The organism is Streptomyces aquilus (assembly GCF_003955715.1).
Classification (GTDB): domain Bacteria; phylum Actinomycetota; class Actinomycetes; order Streptomycetales; family Streptomycetaceae; genus Streptomyces; species Streptomyces aquilus.
Genome location: NZ_CP034463.1, coordinates 6881028 through 6894490 on the forward strand (window position 1 = coordinate 6881028; position 13463 = coordinate 6894490).

8 protein-coding genes are annotated in these 13463 nt (G+C 72.4%); 5 read left to right on the top strand and 3 right to left on the bottom strand.

Translation table 11 applies throughout. The annotated features are described in order from the left end of the window. The first annotated feature begins 120 nt into the window (after positions 1 to 120). The 3 genes from EJC51_RS31875 to moeZ all read left to right on the top strand — a co-directional run bounded on the left by EJC51_RS31875 (position 121) and on the right by moeZ (position 3065). Positions 121 to 1083: an NAD-dependent epimerase/dehydratase family protein gene (locus EJC51_RS31875; RefSeq protein WP_126274227.1), complete on the top strand. Its 963-nt coding sequence runs from the start codon at positions 121 to 123 to the stop codon at positions 1081 to 1083. Next, the gene (locus EJC51_RS31880) at positions 1071 to 1823 is read left to right on the top strand and encodes a spherulation-specific family 4 protein (protein WP_126274228.1); all 753 of its coding nucleotides are present in this window, start codon (positions 1071 to 1073) and stop codon (positions 1821 to 1823) included. Before EJC51_RS31875 ends, EJC51_RS31880 begins: the two co-directional genes overlap by 13 nt. A gap of 63 nt (positions 1824 to 1886) precedes the next feature. Continuing rightward, positions 1887 to 3065, top strand: a complete 1179-nt coding sequence (gene moeZ, locus EJC51_RS31885; protein ID WP_126274229.1) for an adenylyltransferase/sulfurtransferase MoeZ — start codon at positions 1887 to 1889, stop codon at positions 3063 to 3065. Between the two features lie 62 nt (positions 3066 to 3127). On the opposite strand, the gene EJC51_RS31890 is transcribed toward moeZ, so the two are convergent. The 3 genes from EJC51_RS31890 to EJC51_RS31900 all read right to left on the bottom strand — a co-directional run bounded on the left by EJC51_RS31890 (position 3128) and on the right by EJC51_RS31900 (position 9212). Then, positions 3128 to 4681, bottom strand: coding sequence for an alpha/beta hydrolase (locus EJC51_RS31890; protein ID WP_126274230.1), 1554 nt, complete (start codon positions 4679 to 4681; stop codon positions 3128 to 3130). A gap of 177 nt (positions 4682 to 4858) precedes the next feature. After that, positions 4859 to 6403: an alpha/beta hydrolase gene (locus EJC51_RS31895; RefSeq protein ID WP_126274231.1), complete on the bottom strand. Its 1545-nt coding sequence runs from the start codon at positions 6401 to 6403 to the stop codon at positions 4859 to 4861. A gap of 94 nt (positions 6404 to 6497) precedes the next feature. Then, on the bottom strand, positions 6498 to 9212 hold the full coding sequence (locus EJC51_RS31900; protein ID WP_126274232.1) for a lysylphosphatidylglycerol synthase domain-containing protein: 2715 nt from the start codon (positions 9210 to 9212) through the stop codon (positions 6498 to 6500). Positions 9213 to 9398: 186 nt separating this feature from the next. Here EJC51_RS31900 and EJC51_RS31905 point away from each other — a divergent pair, with 186 nt between their 5' ends. Together EJC51_RS31905 and EJC51_RS31910 are read left to right on the top strand one after the other, a co-directional pair. Continuing rightward, on the top strand, positions 9399 to 9776 hold the full coding sequence (locus EJC51_RS31905; protein WP_126274233.1) for an MGMT family protein: 378 nt from the start codon (positions 9399 to 9401) through the stop codon (positions 9774 to 9776). A 266-nt stretch (positions 9777 to 10042) separates the two neighbouring features. Then, complete coding sequence (locus tag EJC51_RS31910) at positions 10043 to 13447, top strand: ATP-dependent helicase (protein ID WP_126274234.1); 3405 nt, start codon at positions 10043 to 10045, stop codon at positions 13445 to 13447. Positions 13448 to 13463 lie beyond the last annotated feature (16 nt).

The window sequence follows — 13463 nt, forward strand, 5'->3', positions numbered from 1 at the left end:
ACCCGCCCAAGCCCCCGCAGGCACCCCCGCCCCCCAACGGAGCCCGGAGGCCCCCCTCGCTGAAGGAGAGCACCAGATGATCACCTCCCGACCCGACCACGAGGCCCCGGGAGCAGCACGATGAGGGTCCTGCTGATCGGAGCCAACGGCTACCTCGGCCGCTTCGTGGCCGACCGCCTCCTCGCCGACCCGGCCGTCCAGCTCACCGCACTCGGCCGCGGCGACGACGCCGACGTCCGCTTCGACCTCGCGTCCGGCAGCCCCGGCGCACTCACCCGCTTCCTCGACGCGGTCCACCCCGGCGTCGTCGTCAACTGCGCCGGCGCCACAAGGGGCGGGGCCCGCGAACTCACCCGCCACAACACGGTCGCCGTGGCCACCGTCTGCGAGGCACTGCGCCGCAGCGGCTGCGGCGCGCGACTCGTCCAGATCGGCTGCGGCGCGGAGTACGGCCCCAGCCAGCCCGGCAGCTCCACCGCCGAGGACGCCGTCCCCCGCCCCGGCGGCCCCTACGGCGTCAGCAAACTCGCCGCCACGGAACTCGTCCTGGGCTCCGGCCTGGACGCGGTGGTCCTCCGCGTCTTCTCGCCGGCAGGCCCCGGAACCCCCGCCGGCTCCCCCCTCGGCCGCCTCGCCGAGGCCATGCGCCGCGCCATGCAGTCCGGCGACGGCGAGCTGAAGCTCGGAGGCCTCGGCGTCCAGCGCGACTTCATCGACGTCCGGGACGTCGCCCGCGCCGTGCACGCCGCGAGCCTGTCCGCCGCGCAGGGCGTCATCAACATCGGCTCCGGCCGCGCCGTCCGCCTCCGCGACGCCGCCGCGATCCTCGCGCGCGTGGCCGGCTACGGCGGCGCCCTCCACGAACTCGACGGCCCGCCCGGTCCGCCCCTGCGGGCCACCATCGGCCACCCGCGCTCCGAACCGGACCACGCGGCCCCGGTCGCCTACCCGTACCCCGACGGCTGCGGCAGCTGGCAGCAGGCCGACGTGCGCACCGCCCGCGACCGCCTCGGCTGGCGCCCCCGTATCAACCTCGAAGAGTCCCTCGCGGACATCTGGATGGAGGCGGCATGCCGCATCTGACCAGCACGAACACCAGGAAACAGGGCGCCGGCCTGCACACCGGCTTCGGCATCCCGGGCTTCGCCCACCCCCTCGTCGCCCCCGCCGAGTGGGCCGAACTCACCCGCCCCCGCACCACGCCCCTGCACTGGGTCGTCCTCAACGTCGCCGACGGCCCGGGCAGCCGCCCCGACCCGCACTGTCTGGAGGCGGCCGGGCGGCTGCGCAACGCGGGCATCCGGGTGCTCGGTCACATCGACGCCACGTACGGGGCCCGGTCGTTCGGCGAGATGGTGTCCGACGCGCAGCGCTACCTCGACTGGTACAAGGTCGACGGCTTCCTCCTGGACCGCTGCCCGACCGAACGCACCGCGCTCCCGGAGATCCGCCGCACGGTCACCACGCTCCGCGCGCTCCGCGACGACGCCCATGTCGTCCTCGGCCACGGCACCCACCCCTACCCGGGCTACGCCGAGAGCGCGGACCAACTGGTCACCTTCTCCGGCCCGTGGAGCGACTACCGCTGGTCGCAGGTGGCGGAGTGGACCGCCGACTATCCGCCCGACCGCTTCTGCCACTTCGTCCACGGCGTGCCGGGACCGCATCTCGACGAGGCCCTGCGCATCGCCCGCTGGCAGGGCGCCGCGACGATCTACTTCACCGACCGCACGGACCGCGGCGGCCGCACCGACCCCTGGGAGACGATGCCCGGCTACTGGGACGACATCGTCTCGCGGATCGGGACGGGTGTCTCGGAATGAAAAAGGCCATGGCAGTGTTACGGGGAGAACAACCGTAATGATTGACCGACCAACGGAGTCCCCGTGTCGCTGCCACCCCTGGTCGAGCCCGCTGCCGAGCTCACCGTAGACGAGGTCCGCAGGTACTCCCGCCACCTGATCATCCCCGACGTCGGGATGGACGGGCAGAAGCGGCTGAAGAACGCCAAGGTGCTCTGTGTGGGCGCCGGCGGCCTGGGCTCGCCGGCGCTGATGTACCTCGCCGCGGCGGGCGTCGGCACGCTCGGCATCGTGGAGTTCGACGAGGTCGACGAGTCCAACCTGCAGCGGCAGATCATCCACAGCCAGGCCGACATCGGCCGCTCCAAGGCCGAGTCCGCGCGCGACTCCGTCCTCGGCATCAACCCGTACGTGAACGTGGTCCTTCACGAGGAGCGGCTCGAGGCCGAGAACGTGATGGACATCTTCAGTCAGTACGACCTGATCGTCGACGGCACGGACAACTTCGCGACCCGCTACCTGGTCAACGACGCCTGCGTGCTGCTGAACAAGCCGTACGTGTGGGGTTCGATCTACCGCTTCGACGGCCAGGCCTCGGTCTTCTGGTCCGAGCACGGCCCCTGCTACCGCTGCCTCTACCCGGAGCCCCCGCCGCCGGGCATGGTCCCCTCCTGCGCCGAGGGCGGCGTGCTGGGCGTGCTGTGCGCGTCCATCGGCTCCATCCAGGTCAACGAGGCCATCAAGCTCCTCGCGGGCATCGGCGAGCCCCTGGTCGGCCGCCTGATGATCTACGACGCCCTGGAGATGCAGTACCGCCAGGTCAAGGTCCGCAAGGACCCCAACTGCGCGGTCTGCGGCGAGAACCCGACCGTCACCGAGCTCATCGACTACGAGGCCTTCTGCGGCGTCGTCTCCGAGGAGGCCCAGGAGGCGGCCGCCGGCTCGACGATCACTCCCAAGCAGCTCAAGGAGTGGATCGACGACGGCGAGAACATCGAGATCATCGACGTCCGTGAGATCAACGAGTACGAGATCGTCTCCATCCCGGGCGCCAAGCTGATCCCGAAGAACGAGTTCCTCATGGGCACCGCCCTGGAGGGCCTGCCGCAGGACAAGAAGATCGTCCTGCACTGCAAGACGGGTGTCCGCAGTGCGGAAGTCCTCGCCGTGCTGAAGTCCGCGGGCTTCGCGGACGCCGTGCATGTCGGCGGCGGCGTGATCGGCTGGGTCAACCAGATCGAGCCGGACAAGCCGGTCTACTGACCGAAGGTCTGCCGTACGGCGGGGGCCGCTTGCACCACGGGTGCGCGCGGCCCCCGCCGTCGTCATGAGCAGACCTTGCCGTCCTTCGGCACCGTGCCCTTGAGCAGATACGCGTTCACCGTCGAGTCCACGCAGTCGCTCCCGCTGCCGTACGCCCCGTGCCCCTCGCCCTTCCAGGTGAGCTCCACCCCGACGCCCTTGCCCAGCTCGTCCGCCATCTTCCGGGCGCCCTCGTAGGGGGTGGCCGGGTCGCCGGTGTTGCCGACCACGAGGACCGGCGCCGCGCCGGGCGCGCTCACCTCGGGGGTGTCCCACTGCCCGGCCACCGGCCAGTCGTGGCACCAGCCGGCCGTGTCCCAGCCCAGGAACGCCCCGAAGACGGGCGAGAGCTTCTCGAACCTCGGCAGCAGCTTCTTCGTCTCCGCGGCGGTCGGCCGCTGCTTGTCGTCCAAGCACGATATGACCCGCTGGGAGTGGGTGGTCGTGCCGTAGCGGCCCGAGGTGTCCCGCTCGTTGTAGCCGTCGGCGAGCGTCAGCAGCTCCGAGCCGTCGCCGTCCTCCGCCGCCTCCAACGCGCTGGTCAGGGTCGGCCAGCTGGCCTTGCTGTACAGCGGCAGCACGATGCCGGTGACCGCGAGCGTCTGGGTCAGCTCGCGCGAGGTGCCCGTCGGCAGCGGGTTCGCGTCGAGGTCCTTCAGCAGCGCGGCGATCTTCCGGGTGCCCTGCTCGGGGTCCTGGCCGGTCGACTTGAGGTAGTCGTCCAGGGCGCGCTGGAAGCCCCGGGTCTGGTTCTCGGCGTGGCCGATCGTGTCGGCGCTGGGGTCGACGACCGCGTCGAGGATCAACCGCCCCACGTTCTTCGGGAACAGATGGGCGTAGACGCCGCCGAGTTCGGTGCCGTACGAGATACCGAAGTAGTGCATCTTCGAGTCGCCCAGCACCTGGCGCATCAGGTCCATGTCGCGAGCCGTGTCGGTGGTGGAGACGTGCGCCATCAGCTCGCCGGCCGTCTTCTGGCAGCCCTTGCCGAACGTGGTGGCGTCCTGGAAGTAGGCCGCTTCCTCGGCCGCGGTGTCGGGCGTCGCGTCGATCGACTCGGCGGACTCGATGTCCTTGTCGCTGCGGCAGCGCACGCCCTCGCTGCCGCCGACCCCGCGCGGGTCCCAGCTCACCAGGTCGTACCGCTCGCGCAGCGCGGACACCGTCGCGCCGTACAGCGGCATCATCGACACGCCGGAGCCGCCCGGGCCGCCGAAGTTGAACAGCAGTGAGCCGATCCGGTCGTCGCCGCGGGCCTTGGCGCGGATCAGCGCGAGGCCGATCGTCTTCCCCTCCGGCTTCGCCCAGTCCAACGGCACCTTGAGCGTCGCGCACCGCCATTCGCTGCTCGGCGCGGGGGAGTCGGAGGTGCCCTTGCAGCCTTCCCAGTCGAGCTTCTGCGAGGTCAGCGAGGAGGGCAGCGCCGCGGCCGCCGCGGTGTCGGAGGGCTTTGACGACGGTGTGGCCGCGCCGGTCTCCCCGTCGCCCTTCCCGTCGTCGGACGAGCCGCCGCTACAGCCCCCCACCAGCAGTGCCGCGGCGGCGGCCAGAGCCGTCCACCGTACGAAACGCGTCATCGCGGTCCCCCCATGCAGGCCGTCCGCACCGTGCCGCGGATGGCGGTCATGCCATGGTATGCGGATCACACGACGACCGCCGAGGCCTGTGGATAACGTTCTGACCTGCACTTTTCCCGGCGTGCGAGAGCGGCGGTGCAGGAGAGCCGGGTGCGCGGGAGCCCGAGTGCGCGAGGGTCAGGAGCACACGGTCCCCGCCGCCGGCACCTTCCCGTCCAGCAGATAGCCGTTCACCGCGCCCTGCACGCACTTGTTCTTGCTGTCGTACGCCCCGTGCCCCTGGCCCTTGTACGTCAGCTCGACGCCGACGCCCGCGCCCAGCGCCTCCACCATCCTCCGCGCCCCCGCGTACGGCGTGGCCGGGTCGCCGGTGTTGCCGACGACGAGGATCGGCGCCGAACCGGCCGCGCTCACGTCGGGGTGGTCGGCGGCGCCCGCCACGGCCCAGTCGGTGCAGCTGACCATGCCCCAGGCCAGATAGTCGCCGAAGATCGGGGAGGCGGAGCGGAACTCGGGGAGTTTCTGCTCGACGTAGTCGTCCGTGTACCGCGCCTTGTCGTCGGCGCAGTTGATGGCGATGTTCGCCGCGGTGAGGTTGCTGTACGTGCCGTCCTCGTTGCGCCCGTTCATGGAGTCGGCCAGGAACATCAGGCCGCTGCCGTTCCCGTCGTAGGCCTGCTCCAGGGCATCAGTGACGAACTCCCAGTAATCCTTCGAGTACAACGACTGCGCGATGCCGCTGGTCGCCGCGGTCTGGGTCAGCTTGCGCAGGCCGACGCCGGGGATCGGCGTGCGGTCGAGGTCCTTCAGCAGTTTGGCGATCCGGTTCTTGACGTCCTGGGCGGTGTCACCGATCGGGCAGTCCTCGGTCTTCGACACACAGTCCTCGGCGAAGTTGTCGAGCGCCAGCTGGAAGCCCTTCGCCTGCCCGAGCGAGCCCTGCTCGGAGTCCTCGGTCGGGTCGACGACGGCGTCGAAGACGGCCCGGCCCACCCGCTCGGGGAACAAGTGGGCGTAGACACCGCCGAGTTCGGTGCCGTACGAGATGCCGAAGTAGTGCAGCTTGTCGTCGCCCAGGACCTGGCGCATCAGGTCCATGTCGCGGGCCGCGTCCGTGGTGCGCACATGCGGCAGCACCTTCTTGGAGTTGTCCTCGCAGGCCGCGTTGAACTCCTTGGTGTTGTCCAGGAGCTTGGTGCGCTCGGCCGCGTCGTCGGGGGTGGCGTCCTGCTGGAAGTACGCGTCGAGCTGGAGGTCGTCGAGGCACTCCACGGGGGCGCTGCGGCCCACCCCGCGCGGGTCGAAGCTCACCAGGTCGTAGCGGGTGCGCAGTTTCGCGTAGTCCTCGCCGAAGGCGGGCAGCGTGGTCACGCCCGAGCCGCCGGGGCCGCCGAAGTTGAAGATCAGGGAGCCGATCCGCCTGCTCTCGTCGCCGCTCGCCTCGGCCCGGATCAGCGCCAGATCGATCGTGTCGCCCTTGGGCTCGGCCCAGTCACGGGGGGCCTTGAGGGTGGCGCACTGCCATTCGTCGCCGTTGGGCAGAGGTGACGGGGCGTCACCGCCGCCCTCCGCCGTGGACGGGGCCGGGCAGTCCTTCCAGCTCAGCTTCTGAGCCGTCAGATCCTGATCCTTGGAGTCGTCACCGCAGCCCGCCAGGACGGCGGACAGCAGGACGGCGGAGGCGGTCAGGGCAGCGGCCCGCAGACGGGGAGGGTTCGGCATGGTCCCATCCTGCGGTCGGGCAGGGCGGCCCGCTCGGGGCACGGGCCGTACGAGGTACGCGCGCGTGCCCCTCGTACGGGACACGCGCGCGTGCCTACAGCGCTCCCTTGCGGGACAGGTGGTTGAAGGCCAGCCAGCCCGGCAGCACCGGCAGCCACAGCGTCAGCAACCGGTAGAGGAGTACGGCGGGTGCGGCGACCTCGCTGGGCAGGCCCACGGCGATCAGACCGACCGTCAGGGTCGCCTCCACCGCGCCCACGCCGCCCGGCGTCGGAGCGGCGGAACCGAGCGCGTTGCCGGCGAGGAAGACGACGGCGACGCTGGCGATGCTGATCGAGGAGCCCTCGGTGCCGAAGGCGCGGATCGAGGCGTCCAGACACATCACGAAGCAGGCGGTCAGCAGGAGCATGCCGCCGATGCCGGTGAAGAGCTTCTGCGGCCGCTGCAGCACGTCGAGCATGCGCGGCACGACGCCCGCGAAGAGCGAGCGCACGCGCGTGACGACGAACTTCCGCAGGAACGGCACCGAGGTGACGACGAGGACGAGCACCGCCACCGTCAGCAGACCCGCGATGACCGTCCGGGACGGCGACAGCGACGGCGTCTTCTCGGTCCCGGTCAGATAGCCGAAGGACAGCAGCATCAGGATGTGGCAGCCGAGCCCGAAGAGCTGCGAGGCGCCGACACTGGCCACCGCCAGGCCGGGCCGCACGCCCGCGCGTTGCAGGAAGCGCGTGTTGAGGGCGACCCCGCCCACCGCGGCCGGCGCGACGATCTTCACGAACGACCCGGCGACCTGCGCCCCCACGGTCCGCATGAACGGCACCCGCTCCGGCACGAACCCCAGCAGTGACATCGCCGCCGCGAAGTAACTGGCCGCCGAGAACAGCACGGCCGCGGCGACCCAGCCCCACTCGGCGTTCTGGATGAGCGGGCCGAACTCGATGTGGGTGAGCTGCGTCAGCAGGAAGTACGCGCCGATGGCACCGGCGATGACGCTGATGAGGGTGCGCGGCCGCACCCGCTCCAGACGGGCCGGTTCGACGGGCGCCTGCGGCCTGATCAGCAGCACCTGTTGGCGGATCAGCGTGAGCAGATCCTCCTCACGCGCTTCCTCCACGGCCTCGTCGATGGCCCGCTTCTCGGCCCGCGCCTCCGCGCGTACGGCCTTCTTGTCGGGCTTGTCGAGGACCGGCGTGGCGTCCTCCTGGGCCTCGTCGAGCTTGGCCTGCTTGGCCTGCCGGGAGGCCTCCAGGATCGCGTCGCGCTCGCGCTGGGCGCGTTCCCGGGCCAGGGTGCGCAGCGTCGCGCGCGTGGAGCGGCTGAGCGCGATGGGCTGGAGCATCGGCAGACAGTCGGCGACGGCGTCCGGGCCGAGCACGCTCACCGCGGCCGCCACCGCGCGTTCGGCGCCCACGCGCAGGCCGAGCGTCACCAGCAGCTGGGAGATGTCCATGCGCAGCAGCAGGTCCCCGGCGGCGATCTCGCCGACGCGCAGATCGGTGAGGATCACGGTGCCGGAACGATCCACCAGAATCGCGTCGCCCACCAGCCTGCGGTGCGCGATCCGCCGGGACTGCAGGGCGCGCACCTGGTGCCAGGTGTCCCGCAGCAGGTCGTCGGTGATCTCCTCGTCCGCCAGCGAGTCGAGGGTGCGCCCGCCGGTGTGCTCGTAGACGAGCATCACGGCGTCGGGGCCGAGCTCGGAGGTGGCGATCAGCTTGGGCGCGTTGGCGCCGGCCGCGATGGCCGCGTAGGCGAGCAGCGCCTCCTGCTCCAGGGCCTGGCGCAGGGAGGGCAGGCTGCTGCGGGTGGCGAAGCCGCGCAGCGTCAGATTGCGCCACGCGCGGTAGAAGAACCCCTGGGCCTGCTGCTCCCGGTCGACCACCGTGACGTCCAGCGGCGGGCCGTCCTCCAGCGTGACGAAGTAGCGCCGGCCGCGGTCACCGGTCTCCGGAGTCTCCGCGGCCTCCTCGCGGGCCGCGCTCACCGGGTGGAAGCCGACGTGCCTCAGGCCCGCCATCAGCGTGCGCCCGGTGGGCCGGACGTTGGGCGAGCCGACCGCGTACAGCGTGCCGTAGGCGACGGTCCAGCCGATCAGGACCGTCAGGATGATCGAGAACGGTGTCGTGTAGCCGGTGACGAGCATCGAGAAGGCGTCGAGCATCAGCACGATCCACAGCACCGCGCGCCAGCGCGGCCTACGCGACATGCCGACCGCCGTCATGTACGCGATGACCGGCGCGAGATAGCCGTGCACCGGGTCGGTGAGGGCGTGGATGTCACCGGGGGAGGGCTGGGTGAGCGCCTCCTGGATCGAGTCGGGGGCGGCCTTGGCGACCCAGAGGTCGGTGGCGAGTGTCACACCGTGGGCGAGGACCGCCGCGAGCACGCCGTCGGCGATGCGCAGTCCGTCGCGTTTGATCAGCCGTTCGATCGCGAAGGCGACCGGCACCAGGAGGATCGCGATGCTGGAGGCCAGTCCGGCGATCTTGATGAGCAGGTCGGGCGCCTGGCCGGTGCCCTTGTTGATGTCCTGTTCGAGGCCCGAGGTCGTGCCGTGTGCGAACGCGGCGATCGCCAGCAGCACGGCGACCGCCAGCACACCGACCAGCAGCCGCATGAGGTCCGACGGACGGTGCACGCGCGCGGGGAGGAGGGGTTCGTCGCCCTCGACCTCGTCGGCGTGGACCGCGTCGTCGAAACCGTCGCTGGTCGCCGACGCGTCGTCCGCGTCACCGGTCCCCGGACGCGACGAAGCATCAGAGGTGCTCTCCGCGCCCTCCGGGTGCACACCCTGTTGCTTCATCGTCTCTTCTTGATCTCGTATCACCGGTCACCGCCCGCACGATGGTGGCATGCTCCACCGACACACGGGGGCATCAGGGTGCAAACGCGGGGGCGCACAGTCTGCCGGAAGCGCCGCTCCAGGGCGAGGGTCACCCGCGGTGGTCAGCGCGTCACATTGTCGGTGGGGTGGGGCAGGATGGGGCGGATGAGTGACGAGAGCCTGCCGCCGGACGTCCCGCCGGACGCGCTGCCGGAGTACGCCGAGCGGGTCCTGGAGGTCGCCGAACTGATCCCGCCCGGGCGCGTCATGACGTACGGCGATGTCGCGGAGTGGCTGGAGGAGGGCGGCCCGCGCCAGGTCGGCCGGGTGATGGCGCTCTACGGAGGAGCCGTCCCGTGGTGGCGTGTCGTCCGCTCGGACGGCGTGCTGCTGCCCGGCCACGAGCTGCGCGCCCTCGGTCACTACCGCGACGAGGGAACGCCCCTGAAGACGGCGAGCAGGGCCGCCGAGGGCCATGTGCCGCGCCTGGACATGAAACGGGCGCGATGGGACGGCGGCGAACGCGCGGAGGGTCACACCTGACAGCTTCCGCCATCGGACGGGCCCAGGGGGAGCCTGTGATCCGTACGGGGGAACAGGGGCACGTCCGTGGCATGACGTACGTTCGTGGGGCGAGGGACGTACGTGTCGCGAGTGCCGCGAGTGCCCCGAGGGAAGAAGCGGAAGCCCTGCTTCCGGTCCGTTCGTCGGCGTAGCGTCGGCTGCACGCGCCCCGCTCACCCCGCGATCACCGCCCTGCACGCATGGCGGACAGCCAACCAGCACACCCACCAGGACCGGCGAACCACGTGAGCTCCTCTTCCTCCACCAGACGCCTGCCGCACCCCCAGGTGCGCCAGGGGAACCGTGGCGCTTACCGACTGGTGCGTACCCCGCCGGCCCGAGTGGATCCCCCTCCTCTGGACGCCGCACAGCGCTCCGTGGTTGAGCACAAGGGCGGCCCGCTGCTCGTCCTCGCAGGTCCGGGCACCGGCAAGACCACCACCCTCGTCGAGTCCGTGGCCGCGAGGATCGCCCGTGGCGGTGACCCCGCGCGCGTGCTGGTGCTGACGTTCAGCCGCAAGGCGGCCGTCGAGCTGCGCGACCGCATGGCGCTGCGCATAGGAGCCGCCCGAGCGCCGCAGGCGACCACGTTCCACTCGTTCTGCTACGCCCTGGTCCGCGCCCACCAGGACAGCGACCTGTTCGTGGAGCCGCTGCGGCTGCTGTCCGGCCCCGAGCAGGACGTGGCCGTCCGCGAACTCCTGGCGGGCCAGCCCGACCTGGAGCGCCTCGGCCTCGCGCACGTGCGCTGGCCCGACGAACTACGCGCCTGTCTGACCACCCGCGGCTTCGCCGACGAGGTCCGCGCGGTCCTCGCCCGCAGCCGCGAGCTGGGCCTGGACCCGGGCGCCCTGGACGCCTTCGCCCGCCGCATCGGCCGCCCCGACTGGCGGGCCGCCGCGGCCTTCCTCGCCGAGTACCTCGACGTCCTCGACCTCCAGGGCGTCCTCGACTACGCCGAACTCGTCCACCGCGCGGTGCTCCTCGCCCACAGCCCCGAGGCCGCCGGGCGGCTCGCCGCGCAGTACGACGCCGTGTACGTCGACGAGTACCAGGACACCGACCCGGCCCAGGTGCGGCTCCTGCACGCCCTCGCCGGCGGCGGCCGCACCCTGGTCGCCCTCGGCGACCCCGACCAGTCGATCTACGCCTTCCGGGGCGCCGACGTGAACGGCATCCTGGACTTCCCGCACGCCTTCCCGCGCGCGGACGGCCGCCCGGCGCCCGTCGAGGTCCTGCGCACCTCCCGCCGCTCCGGCGCCGACCTGCTGGCCGCCACCCGTCTGCTGACCCAGCGCATGCCGCTGACCCGGCTGCCCGCGGAGAAGGTCCGCGCCCACCGCGACCTCGCCCCGGTCCGGGAGGGCGGCCGCGTCGAGGTCTTCACGTACCCGACGCCCGGCACGGAGCTGGACAACATCGCCGACATCCTGCGCCGGGCGCATCTGGAGGACGGCGTGCCCTGGGGCGAGATGGCCGTCCTGGTACGCGCCGGGTCGCGCACGATTCCCACGGTGCGCCGGGCGCTGACGGCGGCCGGGGTCCCGCTGGACATCGACGGCGACGACCTGCCACTGCGCCACGAACCGGCGGTCGCACCCCTGCTGACCGCACTGCGGGCGGTGGCCCTGGCGGAAGCGCCCGGCTCCGAAGAGGCCGCATCCGAAGAGCCCGCCCCCGAATCGCCCGCCGCAGAGCCCGCCCCCGCGGACACCGACGCCCTGGCCTCCGCCCTCGCGGACACCGCCCCTCCGGCCTCCGCCCCCTGCTGGCTCGACACCGAGACCGCCCTCGCCCTCCTCACCTCCCCCCTCGCCGGCATGGACGCCGCCGACCTGCGCCGGCTCGGTCGTGCCCTGCGTGACGAGGAGCGCGCCGCCGGCAACCCCCTTCCGCCGCCCTCGGACGAGTTGCTCGCGCGGGCGCTGGCGGAGCCGGAGCGGCTGGCCGTGCAGGACCCCGCCTACGCGCGCGGTGCCCAGCGCCTGGGCGCGCTGCTGCGCAAGGCCCGTGAGCGCCTCGCGGGCGGCGGCAGCGCCGAGGAGGCGCTGTGGGACCTGTGGAACGGCACCCCCTGGCCCAGCCGGCTGGAGCGGGCCGCCCGGCGCGGCGGCGCGGCCGGCCGCAACGCCGACCGCGACCTGGACGCCGTGTGCGCGCTGTTCGCCAGCGCCGCCCGCGCGGAGGAACGCAGCGGAGGCCGGGGCGCGCTCAACTTCCTGGAGGAGATCGACGCCGAGGACATCGCCGCAGACACCCTCGCCCGGCGTGCCGTACGTCCCGACGCCGTCCGCCTGATGACCGCGCACCGCTCCAAGGGCCTGGAGTGGCGCCTGGTCGTCGTCGCGGGCGTCCAGGAGGGCCTGTGGCCCGACCTGCGGCGTCGCGGCTCCCTCCTGGAGGCCGACCGCATCGGCCGCGACGGCCTCGCCGAACCGCTCACTCCGGGCGCGCTGCTGGCGGAGGAGCGCCGCCTGTTCTACGTCGCCGCCACACGCGCGCGTGAGCGCCTCGTCGTCACCGCGGTGAAGGCCCCGGCCGACGACGGCGACCAGCCCTCCCGCTTCCTGACCGAGCTAGGCGTCGAACCCAAGGACGTCACCGGCCGCCCACGCCGCCCCCTGTCGGTCGCCGCGCTCGTCGCCGAACTCCGCGCCACGACCGTCGACCCGCGCGTGTCGGACGCCCTCAGGGAGGCCGCTGCCCGCCGCCTGGCCCGGCTCGCCGCCCTCACCGACGAGGACGGCCGCCCGCTCGTCCCGTCCGCCCACCCCTACCGCTGGTGGGGCATGTTCGAGCCGACCGAGTCCAAGGTGCCGCTGCGCGACCGCGACCAGCCCGTCGTGCTCTCCGGCAGCGCCCTCGACCAGCTCGCCAACACCTGCGCCCTGCAATGGTTCCTGGGCCGCGAGGTGAAGGCCGACGCGCCCGCGACCGTCGCCCAGGGCTTCGGCAACGTCGTGCACGTCCTCGCCGACGAGGTCGCCTCCGGGCACACCCCGGCCGATCTCGCCGTCCTCATGGAGCGCCTCGACTCCGTGTGGAACGCCCTCGCCTTCGACGCGCCCTGGAAGTCGGCGCAGGAGAAGGAGAACGCGCGCGTGGCGCTCGAACGCTTCCTCAAGTGGCACGTCATGGACCGCATCGGCCGCACCCCGGTCGCCAGCGAGCACGACTTCGACGTCACCCTCGAAGCCGGCGACTACGAGGTGCGCATCCGCGGCCAGATGGACCGCGTCGAGGCGGACGGCGAGGGCCGCGCCTATGTCGTCGACTTCAAGACCGGCAAACAGGCGCCGACCGCGCGCGAGGTGGAGCACCACCCACAGCTCGCCGTCTACCAGCTCGCCGTCCGCGAGGGCGCCGTCGACGAGGCCTTCGACGGCGTGCGCCCCGAGCCGGGCGGCGCCGAACTCGTCCAGCTGCGCCAGGGCGCCGCCAAGCGGGACGGCGGCGAGACGCTGCCCAAGGTGCAGGCGCAGGACCCCATCGAAGGTGCGACGGGGGAGTGGGTCGGCGACCTGCTCGCCACGGCGGCCGGGAAGGTCCTCGACGAGCGCTTCACCCCGACCGCCGGCCAGCACTGCACCCACTGCGCCTTCCGGGCGTCGTGCAGCGCTCGGCCCGAGGGCCGCCACGTGGTGGAGTGAGCCCGCGCCCCGGCTG